This window comes from Methylobacterium sp. DB0501, assembly GCF_011043735.1.
Lineage (GTDB): Bacteria > Pseudomonadota > Alphaproteobacteria > Rhizobiales > Beijerinckiaceae > Methylobacterium > Methylobacterium alsaeris.
In genome coordinates this window covers 171,644-188,655 of record NZ_JAAKGV010000008.1, presented here as the reverse complement: position 1 = coordinate 188,655, position 17,012 = coordinate 171,644, and the positions used below count along the sequence as shown (strand labels likewise).

The 17,012-nt window shown below is 72.9% G+C and carries 16 protein-coding genes; 4 read left to right on the top strand and 12 right to left on the bottom strand.

What is annotated here, in order from left to right:
• Window positions 1–379: 379 nt before the first annotated feature.
• Both G4G93_RS14005 and G4G93_RS14000 read right to left on the bottom strand, forming a co-directional pair.
• Window positions 380–1,552: an acetate/propionate family kinase gene (locus G4G93_RS14005; protein WP_165085009.1), complete on the bottom strand. Its 1,173-nt coding sequence runs from the start codon at window positions 1,550–1,552 to the stop codon at window positions 380–382.
• Between the two features lie 230 nt (window positions 1,553–1,782).
• Window positions 1,783–2,787, bottom strand: coding sequence for an ABC transporter ATP-binding protein (locus tag G4G93_RS14000; protein ID WP_246736757.1), 1,005 nt, complete (start codon window positions 2,785–2,787; stop codon window positions 1,783–1,785).
• 175 nt (window positions 2,788–2,962) lie between these two features.
• On the opposite strand from G4G93_RS14000, the gene G4G93_RS13995 reads away from it, so the two are divergent.
• Together G4G93_RS13995 and G4G93_RS13990 are read left to right on the top strand one after the other, a co-directional pair.
• Window positions 2,963–3,778 (top strand): universal stress protein, encoded by an 816-nt coding sequence (locus G4G93_RS13995; RefSeq protein ID WP_165085008.1) that lies wholly within the window; start codon window positions 2,963–2,965, stop codon window positions 3,776–3,778.
• Between the two features lie 100 nt (window positions 3,779–3,878).
• Window positions 3,879–4,373: an Hsp20/alpha crystallin family protein gene (locus G4G93_RS13990; protein ID WP_165085007.1), complete on the top strand. Its 495-nt coding sequence runs from the start codon at window positions 3,879–3,881 to the stop codon at window positions 4,371–4,373.
• Window positions 4,374–4,395: 22 nt separating this feature from the next.
• Here G4G93_RS13990 and G4G93_RS13985 read toward each other — a convergent pair whose 3' ends face one another.
• From G4G93_RS13985 to G4G93_RS13970, 4 genes are all read right to left on the bottom strand, one after another.
• Window positions 4,396–5,376, bottom strand: a complete 981-nt coding sequence (locus G4G93_RS13985; protein WP_165085006.1) for a zinc-dependent alcohol dehydrogenase family protein — start codon at window positions 5,374–5,376, stop codon at window positions 4,396–4,398.
• A gap of 48 nt (window positions 5,377–5,424) precedes the next feature.
• Window positions 5,425–5,772, bottom strand: a complete 348-nt coding sequence (locus G4G93_RS13980) for a phasin family protein (RefSeq protein WP_165085005.1) — start codon at window positions 5,770–5,772, stop codon at window positions 5,425–5,427.
• 126 nt (window positions 5,773–5,898) lie between these two features.
• Entirely contained in the window at window positions 5,899–6,636 is a 738-nt protein-coding gene (locus tag G4G93_RS13975; RefSeq protein WP_165085004.1) for a CBS domain-containing protein, read from the bottom strand.
• A 54-nt stretch (window positions 6,637–6,690) separates the two neighbouring features.
• Window positions 6,691–7,416 (bottom strand): CBS domain-containing protein, encoded by a 726-nt coding sequence (locus G4G93_RS13970; RefSeq protein ID WP_165085003.1) that lies wholly within the window; start codon window positions 7,414–7,416, stop codon window positions 6,691–6,693.
• 307 nt (window positions 7,417–7,723) lie between these two features.
• Here G4G93_RS13970 and G4G93_RS13965 point away from each other — a divergent pair, with 307 nt between their 5' ends.
• Window positions 7,724–9,604 (top strand): heavy metal translocating P-type ATPase, encoded by a 1,881-nt coding sequence (locus tag G4G93_RS13965; protein WP_165085086.1) that lies wholly within the window; start codon window positions 7,724–7,726, stop codon window positions 9,602–9,604.
• Window positions 9,605–9,820: 216 nt separating this feature from the next.
• Here G4G93_RS13965 and G4G93_RS13960 read toward each other — a convergent pair whose 3' ends face one another.
• The 5 genes from G4G93_RS13960 to G4G93_RS13940 form a co-directional block, all read right to left on the bottom strand.
• On the bottom strand, window positions 9,821–10,030 hold the full coding sequence (locus G4G93_RS13960; RefSeq protein ID WP_165085002.1) for a hypothetical protein: 210 nt from the start codon (window positions 10,028–10,030) through the stop codon (window positions 9,821–9,823).
• 15 nt (window positions 10,031–10,045) lie between these two features.
• Complete coding sequence (locus G4G93_RS13955; RefSeq protein WP_165085001.1) at window positions 10,046–10,906, bottom strand: universal stress protein; 861 nt, start codon at window positions 10,904–10,906, stop codon at window positions 10,046–10,048.
• A gap of 106 nt (window positions 10,907–11,012) precedes the next feature.
• Window positions 11,013–13,142, bottom strand: a complete 2,130-nt coding sequence (locus G4G93_RS13950; RefSeq protein ID WP_165085000.1) for an alkyl/aryl-sulfatase — start codon at window positions 13,140–13,142, stop codon at window positions 11,013–11,015.
• Window positions 13,143–13,243: 101 nt separating this feature from the next.
• Complete coding sequence (locus G4G93_RS13945) at window positions 13,244–13,594, bottom strand: hypothetical protein (protein WP_246736756.1); 351 nt, start codon at window positions 13,592–13,594, stop codon at window positions 13,244–13,246.
• Window positions 13,595–13,605: 11 nt separating this feature from the next.
• Window positions 13,606–14,193 carry an HdeD family acid-resistance protein gene (locus G4G93_RS13940; protein ID WP_165084999.1) on the bottom strand — a complete coding sequence of 196 codons (588 nt, stop codon included), beginning with the start codon at window positions 14,191–14,193 and terminating at the stop codon, window positions 13,606–13,608.
• A gap of 174 nt (window positions 14,194–14,367) precedes the next feature.
• Between G4G93_RS13940 and G4G93_RS36585 the strand changes: the two genes are divergently transcribed.
• A complete protein-coding gene (locus tag G4G93_RS36585) occupies window positions 14,368–16,320 on the top strand; it encodes a mechanosensitive ion channel family protein (protein WP_165084998.1) in 1,953 nt (650 codons plus the stop codon).
• Window positions 16,321–16,533: 213 nt separating this feature from the next.
• Here G4G93_RS36585 and G4G93_RS13930 read toward each other — a convergent pair whose 3' ends face one another.
• Window positions 16,534–16,956: a MucR family transcriptional regulator gene (locus G4G93_RS13930; protein WP_165084997.1), complete on the bottom strand. Its 423-nt coding sequence runs from the start codon at window positions 16,954–16,956 to the stop codon at window positions 16,534–16,536.
• Window positions 16,957–17,012: the final 56 nt, after the last annotated feature.

Genomic DNA, 17,012 nt, shown 5'->3' with positions numbered 1-17,012 from the left:
GCGACCCGTCCAGTCCGCACGTTCCGCCCGCGAGGCGATGCTATACCCTTGTCATTCTGAGCAGGGCCGGAAATCTTCTTGACATACAAACGATATTTGCATTGAACAACGATGAGGCGATCATTCTGAGCAGGGCTATAACCGGGGACAACGCCTTCGAGCTGTGGCTGGGGTTCCGGCGCGTCACGTATTTCACGGGCACGATACACTGAACGCCGTCGAAGACGGGAGGGCCCGACATCCGCTTCCTTGCCCGTGGCGGGCGGGCCGCCGTCAGGGCACGATGTGCCCGCGCAGCCGCCGGGAACCGGCCGCGGCCGTCGGCCCGAGAGAGTTCGACCCGCGAGTGCGATCCGGGCGCGTCCCGGCGATCCCGGCTTCAGCCCCGGCTCCCGACCTCGGCGAGGCACCGCACCACGGCCCTGGCGATCGGCCATTCCTCGTTCGCCGGCACGACGTAGACCCCGACCCGCGCCCCGACCCGGCTGATGCAGCTCTCGTTGCCCTCGTTGCGGGCCGGATCGAGGGCGACCCCGAACGCCGCGAGGCCGGCCGCGATCGCCGCACGCATCCGCGGCGCATGCTCGCCGATGCCCGCCGTGAACACCAGCGCATCGAGCCCGCCGAGGGCGGCCACGAGGGAGCCGGCCTCCCGCACCGCCCGGTAGGCGAAGAGGTCGAGGGCCTCCGCCGCCCGCGGATCGTCGGAATCCTGCAGCACCCGCACGTCGCCGCTGAGGCCCGAAACGCCGAGCAGTCCCGAGCGCGCGTTGAGGAGGTCCGCCACCGCGCCGGGCGACAATCCCCGCTCGCGGATCAGGTGGAGCACGAGGCCGGGATCGACGGATCCCGAGCGGGTGCCCATCATCAGCCCGTCGAGTGCCGTCAGCCCCATCGTCGAGGCGATGCTGCGCCGGTTGCGCAGGGCGCAGAGGCTGGCGCCATGGCCGAGATGCGCGACGATCACCCGGCCCTCCGCCCGTGCTCCCGCCACCTCCGGCAGGGCCGCGGCGACGTGCTCGTAGGACAGGCCGTGGAAGCCGTAGCGCAGCAGCCCCTCGTCGCTGAGCGCCCGCGGAATCGGGAAGAGCTGGGCGAGGCGCGGCTGCGTACGGTGGAAGGCGGTGTCGAAGCAGGCGATCTGGGGCAGGCCGGGCCAGGCCTCCGCCACCGCCCGGATGGCCGCGAGGTTGAGGGGCTGGTGGCCCGGGGCGAGCGGCACCAGCCGGTCGAGGCGGATCAGGGTCTCGTCGTCGATCCGCACCGGCGCCCAGAAGTCCCGCCCGCCATGCACGACCCGGTGCCCCGCCGCCTGCACGACGAGGCCCGGCACGCATCGGAGCGCGTCGAGAAGCCAGCCGACGGCCCCGGGATGGTCGCAGGCGGGCGGCGGGGCGCCGGGGAGCGTCAGGGGGCCGGAGGTCTCGAGCCTGACGGTGCCGCCGAGACCCGATACCCCGCCGCGGCACAGGGGGGCGAGCGTCCCCGCGACGTAGAGGGCGAATTTCAGGCTCGAGGAGCCGGCATTGATCGCCAGGATCGCATCGGTCATGCGGGATTCTCCGTCGGCGCCTCGTCCGCTTGGACTCTTGTCTTGTTGCGGGGTTTCATCGCAAGACCGGCAACCGCCTTCGCGAAATCCGCTTGGAGTATTGCCCGATCACGCTGCAATCAGGAAATACTCCAGGTCTTCTGACTTTGCCCCATTTTCTGCGACGAACCGGTGTCCACGTCGTCGGAAACTGCTCTAGCCCGACTCGGGTCCGGGCCGGTTGATCCAGATCAGGTCACGCCCGCCCGGAACGTCCCGGCCGCGCCCGGACCCGAGGTCGCCCGGGCGATCAGGCCGTACTTCGTGCGCGTCACGCTCACGTCCCGGAACCAGCTGACGAGGTCGCCCCACGGGTCGTTCATGTGGGCGAGCCCCGACACGAAGGCCACCACGGTTCCGATCTCCGCCTCGCCCGCCGCGACCGCGTAGCCGCCGACCGCCAGGATGCCGGCGACGCCGAGGTGGTAGGACAGGTTCATCAGGAAGTTCATCGAGAACTTGAACCCGAAGATGCCCATGTTGAGCCGAAACACCCCGCCGAGGCGGTCCAGCTCCGCCGGCGTCGGCTCCGGCAGCGCCGCCGGCCGCTCCACCAGCCCGCCGCTGATCCGCCGCAGGAGCCCGACCCGGGCGGCGACGCGACGGTTGATCGCCCGCTGCATCAGCGGCACGAAGACGAGCTGGGGCGAGAAGACCGCGAGCGTGACCAGCGCCATCAGCGGGTTGAGGAAGGCCAGGTAGGCGAGGGTGGAGACGAGCACGCCCGCCTGCAGCAGCGGCTCCGACAGGCAGACCCCCACGAAGCTGCCGACGGGCTCGGCCTCGTCCAGCACCATCGCGATCTCGACCCCCCGCTCCGGGCCGGAGGCGGCGTGGACATCCGCCATGATGGCGGCGCGCAGGCGCCTGACGGCGCGCTCGCCGACGAAGCCGCGGCCGAGATTGAGCGCGAGCTTGAGCCCGCCGAGTCCTGCGGCGGCCAGCACGTAGAGCAGGGCGAGACCGAGGAGCGGACGCGGATCGGCGCCGCGCACGGCAAGTCCCACGGCGCGGCGCTGAAGCTCGATCGGCGCGAGGCCGGCCAGGAACACCGCGATGGCGAGGAGTGCCAGCCCGGCCTGCGCCAGCGCGCTCTCGCGCCAGATGAAGGCGAGGAGGGAGGGAGCCGTACGGGGTGGGGCCTGCGGCCGGGCCCGGGACGGGGCGGCCGTGTCCGTGTGCAGGCTCGTCGGCATGCCGTCGCCCCCGGGGCGAGGACGAGCCCCCGGCGAGAGCCGCCCCCGCGGGGGCTCGCTAACCCGCCCGGCCGGCCGGCGCCTTGAGGCGGATCAAGGCCCGCTTGCGCTGGATCAAGGCGATGGCCGCCGGCCGGGCGGATCCTCGGCGGGCCTCATCAGCGGGAGAACAGCCGTGATCAAGGATCTGACGATCGTCGTCGACGGGGTGGGCCGGCGCGCCGCGCCGTACGGGATCAGGCTCGCGGCGATGCTCGACGCGACCGTCTCCGCCGTGAGCGTCCTGCCGCTCGTGCCGTTCCAGACCTTCGCGCAGTCCGAGATCCGCTACGACCTGGTCGTGGCCGCCGAGCAGGATGCGCGCGAGCAGGCCGCCGCGGCGGTCGAGACCGTGGCCGCCGCGGCCCGGGATGCGGGACTGTCCTGCGAGACGAGCGCGATCTGCACCTCGGCCCCGCTCGCGCCGCAGCGCCTCGCCGGCTTCGTGCACCTGAGCGACCTCGCGGTGATCGAGCAGGCCGACGAGACCGCGCCGAAGCCCGCCGACGCCTACTTGGACACCCTGCTGTTCCAGGGCGCGCGGCCGGTGCTGATGGTGCCCTACATCCAGGAGGCGCCGCCCCGGCTCGCCTGCGCGGTCGCGGCCTGGGACGGCAGCGCGCCCGCGGCGCGGGCGCTGGGCGACGCGCTGCCGCTCCTGCGCCGCGCCGCCCGCGTCGAGCTCGTCAGCGTGACCGACGAGCCGGTGCCGGAGGCGACGCGCGGGCGGGCGATCCGCCACCTCGCCCGGCACGGGATCGACGCCACCTTCCAGGTCGTCCCGGGCGGGGTGGCGCCGGGCGAGGCGCTGCTCTCGCACGTCGCCGATCGCGGCGCCGACCTCCTGGTGATGGGCGCCTACGGCCATTCGCGCCTGCGCGAGGCGATCCTCGGCGGGACCAGCCGGACGATCCTCGCCTCGATGACCGTCCCGGTGCTGATGTCCCGCTGACGGGGCGCCCTTGATGCACCTCAACGCGGGCGCATCCCGGTGGTGGCCTCCTGACGACCCTGCCGGCCGCCCCGGGCCGGCCTCGAACAGGGAGATCGCCATGAACCTCAAATCCCTCCTCGCCTTCGGAAACCGGAGCGACGACGCGGCGGAGCGGTCCCTGCCGGTCGCGTTCCCGTTCCAGCGCGAGATCGACCGGATGCTGGGCGAGGTCTGGTCGGGCAATATCCTGTCGGGCCTGCCGGGCTTCCTCCAGGCCGGGCCGTTCCCGCGGATGGACGTGATCGAGCGGGGCGACCATATCGAGGTGACGGCCGAGCTGCCGGGCCTCGAACGCGGCGACGTCCACGTCGAGCTGGCCGACGACCTGCTCCTGATCCGCGGCGAGAAGCGCCAGGAGAAGGAGGAGACCGACGGCGCCCGCAAGGTGACGGAGCGCAGCTACGGCGCCTTCTCGCGCACCATCGAGCTGCCGCCCGGCACGCAGCCGGACGAGATCGAAGCCCGGATGGACAAGGGTGTCCTGACCCTGAAGCTGCCCAAGCCCAAGACCGCCGCCGTCACCCCGAAGGCGATCGAGATCAAGGCGGCGTGAGGCCGAGACGCGGCGGCGGCGCTCACGGCACGAGCACCGCCGCCCCCTCGATCCCGGCCCGGTGCGCGGCGATGGCCGCCTCGGCCTCGGCGAGGCGGAAGACGCGGGTCCGGGTGACGATCCCCGCCCGCGGCGCCAGGGCGAAGAAGCTCCGCGCATCCTCCCGCGTCAGGTTCGCCACCGACAGGAGCCGCCGCTCGCCCCAGAGCAGTGCGTAGGGAAAGGCCGGGATGTCGCTCATGTGGATCCCGCCGCAGACCACGCTGCCGCCCTTGCGCACCGCGCGAAGCGCCGCCGGGACGAGGGCGCCGTCGGGCGCGAAGATCAGGGCGGCATCGAGCGGGACCGGCGGCGAAACACCCGAATCCCCGGCCCAGGCGGCGCCGAGGTCGCGGGCGAATTCTTGCGCCTCGCGGTCGCCCGGGCGGGTGAGGGCGTAGACCGCGCGGCCCTGGTGGCGGCAGATCTGGGCGACGATGTGCGCCGCCGCGCCGAAGCCGTAGAGCCCGATCGCGGGCGCCTCTCCCGCCATCCGCAGGGTCCGCCAGCCGATCAGACCGGCGCAGAGGAGCGGCGCGGTCGCCACCGGGTCGGCCGCCTCGCCCAGGGGGATCGTGAAGGCGGCCTCGGCGATCACGTGGGTGGAGAAGCCCCCGTCGCGGGTGTAGCCGGTGAAGCCGGCTGCGTCGCACAGGTTCTCGCGGCCCGCCGCGCAATAGCGGCAATGCCCGCAGGTGTGGCCGAGCCAGGGCAGGCCGACCCGGGCGCCGATCGCGGGCCCGGCCACGCCGGCGCCCGCGGCCTCGACCCGGCCGACGATCTCGTGGCCCGGTACGATCGGCAGGCGCAGGTCCGGCAGCTCGCCGTCGATGAGGTGGAGGTCGGTGCGGCACACCGCGCAGGCCTCGACCCGGAGGCGGACCTCTCCCGGGCCCGGCACCGGGTCGGGCCGGGTCTCGCGCACCAGCGGAAAGCCGATCCGGTGCAGGACCATCGCGTCCATCGTTTCGGCCTCCGGCGGTGCGCGGCCCGGCCTCCGGCGTCCCGCGGCTCAAGCCGGCGCGGATCGGACCGCCTTGCCGGACGCGGGCGCGGCGGCGTCCACCATGTCGCGGGAGAGGGTGTCCGCCTCGTGCTGGTAGTCGGTGAAGGTCTTCATCAGGAAGTCCGTCTGGAGCTTGATCGTCTCCACCGGCGAGCCGCAACGGCCGAGCGCCGCGACGTGCTCGGCCTGGGCCTGCAGGCGCCGGCTGCCGAAGCTCAGGATCTCGGCGGTGAGCCGCAGCGGCAGGTCGACGCCGAGGCTGCGCCAGAGCTTGGATTCGGTGGTCAGCAGCGCGGACATGTCGCCGAAGCCGGCGAAGCGGGATGTCTCGGAACCTGTCGTCCTGGAAGGCATGGTCGTCTCCTGCTCGCGTCCGAAGTGGCCGTCATCGATGGCCGGCATGGATGGCCGGCATGGATGGCCAGGATGAGCGGCCGTCATGCCGCGCGGGGTGGACGCATCGCCGCCGCGCGGAAGGCGTCAGGCGCGCCCGCCGCCATCCGGTCCGTCGTCCGGCAGCCGGTGGGCGCCGTCCGTCCGGGGATCGACGCAGGCCAGCCCGTCGCGGACCATCCGCACCCCGGGCACGGCCTCGGCCGCCGCCCGGACAGCGGCGCGCTGGCGCTCGCCGGTCAGGGTGCCGTGCAGGGTGACGTCGCCGTCCGCCACCGCGACGGTGATCCGGCCGGCGGGGAACAGGCCCGCCTCGGCGATGGCCGCCGCGACGGCGGCGCGGATCTCGGCATCGCTGCGGGAGGCCGTTCCGCGGGGTCTCCTCAGGGCCGCCTGCAGGGCGCGCAGGAGATCCGCCCGGGCGACGATCCCGGCGAGCCGCCCGTGCTCGACGACCGGCAGGCGCCGGATGCGGTGCCGCGCCAGGAGCGCGGCGGCCTCGGCGAGCGTTGCGTCGGGCGAGACGGCCACGAGCGTTCGGGTCATCACGTCGGAGACGCGACGTCCGTGCTCCTTCGCGTAGGCCTCCGCCATGCGGTCCGGATCGACGACGAACTGGATCCAGCCGGGCTGCGGCCGGGCGGTGCCGAGCTCGGGGCGCCGGAAGAGGTCGCCCTCGCTGACGATGCCGACGACGGCGCCCCCGTCGTCGAGGACGGGCAGGCCGCTGATCCGCCGTTCCAGCATCAGGGCGATGGCCGCCTCGATCGACGAGTCGGGCCGCACGGAAGCGACCTCGCAGGTCATCACGTCGCGCACGATCATCGCGGCCTCCCGGGATTGCGCCGCTCGGGTCCGGGGACGAACCCGCCGGCGGGCTCAGAGCATGATCGGGTCGGCGCCCCAATAGGCGACGAACGTGTGGTTGCGCACCGCGACGACGCCCGGGATCCCCTCCGCCGCGGTCACCAGCGCCCTCGCCTCGGCCTCGTTCGTCACGCTGCCCCAGAGATGGACGACGCCGTCGAGCACCGTGACGTTGCCCTCGGCCTTGTCGGTCCAGGGCTGGCGGGCGAGCTCGGCCAGCAGCATGTCGCGGATGCGCCGGTCGGTGAGGTCCCGGTCCGCGGTCGGGGCGGGCGCCGCCGGGACCAGGGTCGCGAGCGCCCGCACCAGGTCGCCGCGGGTCACGATCCCGATGAGCCGCTCGCTCCCGTCGGGACCGGCCTCGACGATCGGCACGCGGCGGATGCGCCGCTGCTCCATCAGCTCGACGATCTCGGTGAGCGGCGCGTCGGGGCCGGCGGTCACGACGGAGCGGGCCATCACGTCCCGCGCCAGCTGGCCGTGGGCGCTGCGGTAGCTGTTGGCCAGCGTCTCGATCGACGCGAAGGCGTCGAGCCAGCGGTTGCGCCGCCGCTCGGTGCCGAGCTCCGCGCGGTGGAGCAGGTCGGCCTCGCTCACGATCCCCACGAGGGTGCCGGTCCCGTCCGTGACCGGCACGGCACCGAATCGCTTCTCGACTAGCAGCCCGGCGATCGCGCCCAGCGGCGTCTCGGGCGTCACCGTGACGACGTCGCGGTGCATGATGTCGCGTGCCTGCATGGCATCCCCCCTCCGTTGGGCCAGGCGGGGATCCTGTGCGCCGCGGCGGCGCGCGACATTGATCCTGCTCAAAAGTCGGCTGCCTCCATCGCGCCGTCCCGCGCTTGATCCAGCGCAAGGCCCCGCAGCCGCCTTCGGTGCGTGTCTGGACTCCCGGGCGAGGGAGGCGAGGACGGCGATGCGGCAGTCACCCGCGAAGGGACATGCGGTCGGCAAGGATCCGGTCGGCAAGGATCCGTTTGGCAAGGATCCGTTTGGCAAGGATCCGGTCGACAAGGATCCGGTCCGCAGGGTTCTGCCCGGATGGATGGTGGACCTGCGCGGTGGTCTCGTGGCGCTGCCGCTCCTCGGGCTGTGCGCCGGTCTCGTGGCCCGGTCCCTCGGCCATGCCGACGCCGCCGCCCTGGCCTGGAGCCTCGCCACCCTGGCCGTCCTCGCATTCCTGCTGGTCCAGGTAGCGGCGAGCCTGGTGCGCGGCGATGTCGGGCTCGATCTCGTCGCCCTGTTGTCGATGGGCGGGGCGCTCGCCCTGTCGCAGCCGCTGGCCGGCGCCGTCATCGCGCTGATGTTTGCCGGCGGCCAGTCGCTGGAGGCCTACGCCGCCGGGCGTGCGAGCCGGGCGATGACGGCCCTGATCGCGCGCCAGCCCCGCACCGCCCTCCGTGAAGAGGGGAGCGGCGAGGACGCGCCCCGCATGCGCGAGGTTCCCCTGGCGGACCTGGCCCCGGGCGACCGCATCCTGGTGCGCGCCGGCGACGTGCTGCCGGTCGACGGGCGCGTCGCGGCGGGTCGCGCCGTCCTCGACCTGTCGAGCCTCACCGGCGAGTCGCTGCCCGCCGCCTTCGCGCCGAACGCCGCCGTGCTCAGCGGCAGCCTCAATGTCGGCCAGGCCTTTACCCTCGTGGCCGACCGCCGGGCGGAGGAGAGCACCTATGCGGGCATCGTGCGCCTCGTCGAGGCGGCGCGGGCCGCCAAGGCCCCGATGGCGCGGCTCGCCGACCGGTACGGGCTCGTCTTCCTCGTCGTCACGCTGCTCCTTGCCGGCGGGGCCTGGATCGCCGCGGGCGATCCCCTGCGGGCGCTGGCCGTGCTGGTGGTGGCCACGCCGTGCCCGCTGATCCTGGCGGTTCCGGTCGCGCTGGTCTCCGGCCTGTCGCGGGCGGCGCGGCGGGGCATCCTCGTCAAGGGCGGGGGCGCCCTGGAGGCCCTGGCCAAGGTGGAGATCCTGGTCGTCGACAAGACCGGCACCCTGACCCACGGCCGGGCGCGCCTGAGGGCGGTGACGGCGCTGCCGCCCTTCCGCGAGGCGGAGGCCCTGCGGCTGGCGGCCTCCCTCGATCAGGTCTCCGGCCACCCGATCGCCCGGGCCCTGGTCGAGGAGGCGAGGTCGCGCGGTTCGCGCCTCGCCTCGCCCTCGGCGGTGACCGAGGTGCCCGGCGACGGCGTGATCGGGCTCGTGGAGGGGCGGCGCGTCAGCGCGGGCGGGCCGCGCCTGATGCGCTCGCAAGCCATCGCCTTCCCGTCCTCGGGCTCCGCGGCGGACGGTCCGGCCGCGTCGGCCACGGTCCTGGTGGCGATCGACGGCCGGCCGGCCGCGATCCTGACCTTCGCCGATCCGCTGCGCCGCGACGGCGCCGCCATCCTGGCCGCCCTGCGGGCGTGCGGCATCGCCAGGGTGGTGCTCGCGACGGGGGACCGGCGCGAGGTCGCGGAGGCGCTCACGGCGGGGCTCCCGATCGACGCGATCGCGGCCGATCTCGACCCGGCGGACAAGACGCGGGTCGTCGTCGAGGAGCGGCTGCGCGGGCCGGTGATGATGGTCGGCGACGGGATCAACGACGCGCCCGCGCTCGCGGCGGCGGATCTCGGCGTCGCCCTCGGCGCCCGGGGCGCCGCCGCCGCGGCGGAGGCCGCCGACGTCGTCCTCCTCGTCGACAGTCTGGCGCCGCTGCCGGAGGCCATCCGCATCGCGAAGGCCGCCCGCGCCATCGCGCTCCAGAGCGTGCTCGTCGGGCTCGGGCTCTCGCTCGCCGGGATGGTCGCGGCGGCCCTCGGGGCGCTCACGCCGGTGCAGGGCGCGCTGCTCCAGGAGGCGATCGACGTCGCGGTGATCCTGAACGCGATGCGGGCCCTCTCGGGGCCCGAATCCGGGCCCAAGCCCGATCACGGATCGGGTGCGCGCGCCTGAAGGGCCTTGCACGCGCGCCTGCTCGAATGGCCAGGCCGTACGGACACCCGCTGCGCGGCCCCGGAACGGCGTGTGGGATCTCGACTCCGCGGGATCCGATCGGACAGGTTCTCATCCGAAATCCGCCCGATTGCTTCGCAATGCGGATTTCGGCCTCGCTCGGACGCCGCGCGGGCCGGTGATGCCATTCCCGGAAGTCGTCGTCCGGAAATGGCATCACTCGACGAAGTGCCAGCCGGATCTCAGGGCGCGCAGGTCGTCGACGTCGAACGGTTCGAGCTCTTCCGTCGTGACCGGCGGGATCGGGATCTCGTCCTCGGGCCGCGACCGCTTCGGTGCGGCGGCAGACCTGGGTTTCTGCCGGATGGCCTTGCGCCTGCGCGCTGTCCGGACCGAAGCCGTCCGGGTCGGTCGATGTCGGATCATGACGAGACTCCCTGGTCAATGGGCGAGGAACAGCGGGGCCGGCGCATCCAGCAGGAGCGAGCGGGTCACGCCGCCGAAGACGAATTCCCGCGTGCGGGAATGCCGGTAGGCCCCCATCACCATCAGGTCGGCCCGCACCAGCCCGGCATGGCTGCGCAGCGTGTCGGCGATGCTGCCGACCTGCGGCAGGTCGCTGACCGTGACGGCGACGCCGTGCCGCGCGAGGTGGCGGGCGAACTCGACGCCCGGCACCGTCGTGAGCAGCTCGTCCGCGTCGCCGACCGAGACGATCTCGACCCCGTCCGCGGCGCGCAGGAGCGGCATGGCGTCGTTGGCGGCGCGGGCCGCCTGCGGGCTGCCGTCCCACGCCACGAGGATCCGCCGCCCGGCGAAGGCCGGGCGCGTGGGCGGCACGGCGAGGACCGGGCGGCCGCTGCCCATCAGTGCCGCCTCGATCGTCTCGCGCGAGAGGATCTCGCTGCGCGGATCGAGGTCGAGGACCGTCAGGTCGTGCAGGCGCGCCTCGGCCGCCAGACGGTGGACCACCTCGGGATAGGGCAGGCGCGGGGTCTCGCGGGTGCAGATCAGGCCGGCCTGCGCCGCCGCGCCGGCCGCGTTCTCCGCGAAGGCCCGGGCCAGGGCGTCGAGACGGCGATCGACGGTCCCGATCCCCGGATCGGCGGTCCCCTGGAGCCAGGCATCGCTGTCGATCAGGCACCACGAGGACGACTGGATCGTCACGTGGGCGCCGGCCGCCTCCGCCAGCGAGAGCCCGTACCCGATGGCCGGGGAGACCGGGGTGCGCTCGTCCTCCACGATGGTGCCGATGAGGACGTCGCGGAGGGCGGCGAGCGGGGAGGGAGCGTGCATCGACATGGACCGTCTCCGGGCTGGGCTCGCCACCATGGTGCGCCCCGGGGGGACGCGCCGGCCTTGATCCAGCTCAAGCCGTCCCGCGGGCACGCGGCTTCCCGGCGCGCGGCTACTCGGCGATCATGGGACGGGGCTCGGCCCGGTACGCGTCGGAGACCTTCCGCGGGCGGGCGTCACCCGATTTGGTGCCCGGCATGATCTCGAAGCGCGGATCGAACGCGACCATGGTGGCGGCGAGCCGCGCCAGGACCCCGACATCGCCCCGGACCGTCGCGGTCCCGTCGGCGATCTGCGCCTCCAGGGTCTTCTCGCCGGTCATCGTCCGCTCGAGGTCCGCCCGGTCGATGGTCAGGGTCAGGTCGGGGGTCTCGGCCTGGAATCCCGCGATGTTGGTCAGCGTCGCGTTCTCCATCTCGATCACGAACCGCTCGCCGTTGTCCGGCGTGACGAGGTTGATGGTGAAACGCAGGCCCTCCGCCTTGCGGCTGTCCATGCGGATGCCGAGGAAGTTCAGGAACAGCTCGGTCGTCATCGCCCGCACCACGTCGGGACTGCTCGAACTCGCCGTCTCGCCCTCGGGGATGCCGGAGCGCAGCTCGTAGGCCCCGGCGAGGAAGCTGTTGCGCAGGCCGGGATTCTCCTGCTGGTAGCCGATCTGCTCGAAGATGTCGGCGAGCAGCTCCTTGGCGGCCCGGTTCCGAGGCTCGGCCTGGACCAGTCTGTTCACGATCTCCTGGGCCAGGAGATACCGTCCCTCGTCGTGCAGGCGCCGGCCGCGGGCGAGGATCGCCTCCGCTCCCCCCATCATCTCGACGTAGAGCGGTGCGCTCTCGGACGCCGGCAGCGGGATCAGCGTCGCCGGGTTGCAGTCCCAGAAGCCGAGATAGCGCTGGATCACGCCGCGGCTGTTGTGCTCCGGCGAGCCGTGATAGCCGCGGCAATGCCAGGTCTGCTGCAGGCTCCTCGGCAGTTCGTAGACCGTGTGGATCTCGTTGATCGTCACGCCCTGGTTGGCGAGGTGGAGCACCTGGTTGTTCATGTGGGCGTAGAGGTCGCGCTGCGCCCGCAGCACCTCCTGGATCCGCGCGTTGCCCCAGCGCGGCCAGTGATGGGAGGCGACCATCACCTCGGCCTCGCCGCCGAAGCGGTAGAGCGCCTCGTTGATGTATTTCGACCAGTTGAGCGGGTCGCGCACCGGCGCGCCGCGCAGGGTATAGATGTTGTGCAGCGACGCGATGACGTTCTCCGCCATCCAGAGCGCCTTCATGTCCGGCAGGTAGGTGTTCATCTCGCGCGGCGCTTCGGTGTCCGGCGTGTTCTGGAAGACCATCCGGACGCCGTCGACCTCGAACTCCTCGATGGCTTGCGCGACGTGGCGCGTCGGGGCGATCAGCCCGCTCGCCCCGGCCGAGACGCGCTGGCCGAGCCCCTGCCCGACATAGCCGCGCGGGCCCGACGGCAGGAGCAGCCCGTACTGGTAGAACAGGCGCCGGTTCATGGCGTTGCCGGCATAGACGTTCTCGGCCACGGTGTGGGCCATGAAGCCGGCGGGCGCGATCACCGGCACGCGGCCGGACCGCACGTCCTCCTCCGCGACGAGGCCGCGCACGCCGCCCCAATGGTCGCCGTGGGTGTGGGAGTAGATCACCGCCGAGACCGGCCGCCCCTCGCCGACATGCTCCTGGAACAGCGCCCAGGCCGCCCGCGCGGTCTCCCGGCTGACGAGCGGATCGAACACGATCCACCCGGTCCGGCCCCGCACGAGGGTGAGGTCCGAGAGGTCGAAGCCGCGCACTTGGTAGAGGCCCGGAATCACCTCGTAGAGCCCGTAATTGTTGTTGAGCCGCGAGATCCTGAGCAGGGAGGGATGGATGCTGTCGAACCCGTCCTCTTCGTCGAGGAACCGGAACTGCCGCATGTCCCAGGCCAGATGGCCGGCATCGGCCGGAATGGTCATGGCGGTCATCGGGGCGATCAGGCCCTTGCGCTGCTCCGCGAAGTCCCGGTCGTCGGCGAAGGGGAGGGCGGTCCTCGCGCGGCGCAGCACGTCGCGCGTGAACGCGGAGGGTGGCTTGCTCTGCGGCGGCCCGCCCTGCGGGACGACGTGATCGCTGAAGGCGGGAGCACCCGCGTCGCCCTGCGCCCGGGCGGCGCCGTCGCCCCAGACGGCGCTGCCGGCGAGGGAGAAGGCGGCCCCCGCGCCCGGAAGGGCCTGGATGAACGCGCGTCTCGTCGACATCGGCTCACTCCGCTCCGTGTCGCGCGAGCCGGGAGACCGGCGGCGCCGAGTCAGTCATCGCCAGGATCGAACATTCCCAATCGATCATCCCCGGGAGCGGATCACCGCCACGTGCAGACCCGGCGTCCTCGCCGCCACCAGCACACGCGCCGGCGCCGGCGCGGGACGACGACGACGGCCTGAGCCTGCTGGACGAGCGGCTCGCTGTCCGGCGCGCCGACGGGTGCCGCGCTCGGAAGGGCGGCTTGCGCGGTTCTCGTCGCGACGGCGAGGCCGGCGGCCGCCAGCGCGGCTGACGTGAAGCCCGCCGAGACGCCCGCGAGCACGGCACGACGCGACGGCGATTCCCGGTTCATCGATCCCGTCATCGATCCCATGGCCTTCACTCCCAGTTCGGACTGCATCGTCGGGTCCGGCGCCGCGGTCGCCCGCGATGCCGGAATGTCGCCCATCCCGGGCCGCATCACCGCGAGACGGCCGGCGGCGTCTGCGCCTCGCCGAACAGGCCGACCCCGAGCCAGGACAGGCCGGTGCCCAGGAGATCGCAGGAGACGAACAGCCCGATCGCCCACAGCCCGGAATACGGCCATCTCGCGATGATGGCGGCGCCCAGCAGCACCGAGAGCACGGCGAAGAGGATCACGGCGGCCCGTGACGTCCGCACCTCGTGGGCGAAGGCCCAGACCCCGCGCGCCACGCCCGAGGCGATCAGGGTCGCCCCGAGGACCAGCGTGAGGGCGAGCGAGGCCTCGAGAGGCCGGAAGACCGCGGCGAGCCCGCCGACGAGATAGATCAGGCCGGCCAGGAACCGCCCGATGCGGGAGGTCAGGGCTTCGGCATCCTCGGGCCGCCCGAGCGCTTCGACGATCTCGACGATGCCGGCGACGGTCAACAGGATGCCGAACCACAGCGTACTGGCGAGCGTGAGCGTCGTGACCATGAACAGTCCCGCGGCGCCGAGGAGCAGCAGGGCGCAGCCGACCGCGATGAACCATCCGCGGTCACGCCCCGCGCCGAGAGGCGGGCGATCGAAGATTGCCGAACCGCTCATCTGTCGCCTCCATCGTCAGTGTCGACCGCATGAGAAGGTCGATACAGTGAGAATGGTCGGGATTCTGTGCTCGATATTGACGAGGCGGCGTTGATGTGGATCAAAATGAGATCTCCACCGGGCGCAGTACGATCCTGGGCCGAGGAGGCTTTGCGAGACGGGACATCCCCTGCCGTGTTCGATCGCCGCCGCTCGCGCCCGATTGGTCTCCCGGCCTCGGCTTGCCTGGTCCTGATCCTCATGGAGGCCCAGCTCCGCGCCGCGGAAGCCCAGATCCACGCGGCGCCCGTGCGCCCCGACTGGTCCGAGGCGGTGGTCGAGCCGGTGGACCGCGCCGTGGCGGCGTTCTCCGACGGAATGCTGACGCGGCTCGGCCGGATCGCGGTGGCCGGCACCGATCTCGACCTCGTCCGGTCCAGTCTCGCCGCCGCCGGCTGGTCGCCGCTGCAGTTCCTGGCCGCGGCCGCGGCCGTGATGGTCGCGGGTCTCGCGGCGGACCGGCTGACGGCCCATGCCCTCGGCCGCGCGGGCGGGAGGAGCGGGAGAGGGATCGTGCGCCGCCTTCTCTCGGCGGCCGCCGCTTTGGGAGCCGGCCTCGCCGCCGCCGCCCTCGTCTCCGGCGRGGCGGAGGCCGCCCGCCGCTCCCTCCGCACCTGGGCGCTCGTCGTCCCGCTCACCGGGCTCGCCGCCTCCCTGATCCGGTCCGCGATCCTGGAGACCTCCTCCGCCCCGCGCCGCAAGCGTCTCGTTCCGCTCGTGCGCGGCCTGGCGACCGCCGTGGCCTGGGCGCTCGGCGGCATCGCGCTCCTCCGGACCCTCGCGCTCTGGGATGCGGGAAGCGGGTTGCGCGACCTCGTCGGGACGGCGTTCGTCGCGGTGCCGACCGCCGGCCTGATCGCAGCCGCCTATGCGCGGTCCGGCCGGCCGCTTGCCGCCGCGCTCGCCGGCCCGCGTCCGCGCGGCGGCGCACGGCGCGTCCTCGCCCGATGCTGGCCGGTGATCGCCGTCGCGGTCGTCGTCGTGACGGTCGCGGCGTCGCAGCTGGCGACGACGCTCGGGCGTCCCCTCCCGCCGCTCGCGACCCTGGTCACGCTGGTCCTCGTGCTGACCTGGCCGCATCTCGACCAACGGATCGCGGCCTGGGCCGAGCGCGGATTCCGCGCCGAGTCCGTTCCGGCGGCGGCCGTCGCGGCCCGCCGCACGGCCCGGATGGCGCTGGCCGCGGTGATCGGTACGGCGCTCGCCGCGCTATGGGGGGCGCCTGCCGCCCTCGGTCTCGGCATCCAGGTCGGGACCCTGGCCCGGACCATGGCCGAGATCGCCGCCGTCGCGCTCGCCACCGCCTATCTGTGGAACGTGATCGGCGTCGCGGCCGGCCGGCTCCTCGCCGCGGAGCGGGGAGGGCGGACGGAATTCGGCGGCGACGAGGCCGAGGAGGCGCCGCGGACGCGTCTCGGCACGATCCTTCCGCTCCTCGCCGGGGCCGCGAAGGCCGGGCTCGCGGCGCTCGCGGTCCTGTCGGTCCTCCTGGCGCTCGGGATCAACGTCTGGCCCCTGGTCACCGGCCTGTCGGTGTTCGGCCTGGCGCTCGGCTTCGGCTCGCAATCGCTGGTCAAGGACGTGGTGTCGGGCCTGTTCTTCCTCGCCGACGACGCGTTCCGCCTCGGCGAGTACATCGAGACCGCCGGCGCCAAGGGCAGCGTGGAGAAGATCTCGATCCGCTCGGTCTCGCTGCGCCACCCCCGGGGGGCGCTCGCCACGATCCCCTACGGCCAGATCGGCAAGGTGCAGAACTACAGCCGCGACTGGGTCATCGAGAAGCTGGCCTTCCGGGTCGCCTTCGACACCGACGTCGAGAGGGTGCGCCGGCTGTTCAAGCAGATCGGGAAGGACCTCGAGGCCGATCCGGAGCTGCGCCCCGATCTTCTGGAGCCGTTCAAGAGCCAGGGCATCGCGGCGGTCGAGGACGGGACGCTCGTCATCCGGGGCAAGTTCAAGGCGCGCGCCGGGCGCCAGTTCGGAATCCGGAAGGCCGTGCTGGCGGCGGTGCAGCGGGCGTTCCACGACAACGGCATCGTCGCCGTCGCCCATCCGACCCTGATGCCGGGGGCGCACAAGCCCGGATAGCGGGGCGTCCGTCGGCCCTCCTCCCCGACTGGTCCGAGATCGCGGCGAGGTTCCACAGGGGAGGGCTCCTGTCGCGCCACCGACGGCTATGGCCGGCGGCACCGATATGCGCGACGTCGAGACCGGCGCCGGAGCGGTCGCGCCTCGGCGCTGCCGAACCCGGTCAGGGACCCGTACCGACGCGGCGGAGCGTGACGACCCGGGCGACGACCGTCACCGCGATCGCGCTCCCATCCGCGCCGACAGCCCGAGGCCGATGCTTTTGGCCAGATCGGACCGGGTTTTGGCATAGGATTCGCAGACCATCGGATAGTCGGGCGGCAATCCCCACTTGTTCCTGTACTCATCGGCAGTGAGGCCGCGGCCCTTGAGGTGGCGCTTCAACGCTTTGTATTTACGGCCGTCTTCCAAGCTGATGATGTAATCGTAGGTCACCGTCTTCTTGATCGGCACGGGAGGTTGCAGGCGAACGGGTTCCGATTCCGTGGGCGCGCCGAGCCTGCCGAGCGCGGCGTGCGTCGCGGTGATCAGCGCCGGCAGTTCCGCGGCGGGGAGGCTATTTCTCGTCACATAGGCCGAAACGATTCTGGCAGCCAGGCTAATCAGCTCGTCCTCTGAAGTGTCAATGGTCGTCATGGGGTATTACTATCCTGCGATCTCTCAGGCGAAACCATCCATTTAGTGAACGAATG

Coding starts and splice junctions, on each gene's coding strand:
- G4G93_RS14005 (WP_165085009.1), bottom strand. CDS start 1,552: ATGACCGATGCGATCCTGGCGATCAATGCCGGCTCCTCGAGCCTGAAA.
- G4G93_RS14000 (WP_246736757.1), bottom strand. CDS start 2,787: ATGCCGACGAGCCTGCACACGGACACGGCCGCCCCGTCCCGGGCCCGG.
- G4G93_RS13990 (WP_165085007.1), top strand. CDS start 3,879: ATGAACCTCAAATCCCTCCTCGCCTTCGGAAACCGGAGCGACGACGCG.
- G4G93_RS13985 (WP_165085006.1), bottom strand. CDS start 5,376: ATGGACGCGATGGTCCTGCACCGGATCGGCTTTCCGCTGGTGCGCGAG.
- G4G93_RS13980 (WP_165085005.1), bottom strand. CDS start 5,772: ATGCCTTCCAGGACGACAGGTTCCGAGACATCCCGCTTCGCCGGCTTC.
- G4G93_RS13975 (WP_165085004.1), bottom strand. CDS start 6,636: ATGATCGTGCGCGACGTGATGACCTGCGAGGTCGCTTCCGTGCGGCCC.
- G4G93_RS13970 (WP_165085003.1), bottom strand. CDS start 7,416: ATGCAGGCACGCGACATCATGCACCGCGACGTCGTCACGGTGACGCCC.
- G4G93_RS13965 (WP_165085086.1), top strand. CDS start 7,724: ATGGTGGACCTGCGCGGTGGTCTCGTGGCGCTGCCGCTCCTCGGGCTG.
- G4G93_RS13960 (WP_165085002.1), bottom strand. CDS start 10,030: ATGATCCGACATCGACCGACCCGGACGGCTTCGGTCCGGACAGCGCGC.
- G4G93_RS13955 (WP_165085001.1), bottom strand. CDS start 10,906: ATGTCGATGCACGCTCCCTCCCCGCTCGCCGCCCTCCGCGACGTCCTC.
- G4G93_RS13950 (WP_165085000.1), bottom strand. CDS start 13,142: ATGTCGACGAGACGCGCGTTCATCCAGGCCCTTCCGGGCGCGGGGGCC.
- G4G93_RS13945 (WP_246736756.1), bottom strand. CDS start 13,594: ATGGGCGACATTCCGGCATCGCGGGCGACCGCGGCGCCGGACCCGACG.
- G4G93_RS13940 (WP_165084999.1), bottom strand. CDS start 14,193: ATGAGCGGTTCGGCAATCTTCGATCGCCCGCCTCTCGGCGCGGGGCGT.
- G4G93_RS13930 (WP_165084997.1), bottom strand. CDS start 16,956: ATGACGACCATTGACACTTCAGAGGACGAGCTGATTAGCCTGGCTGCC.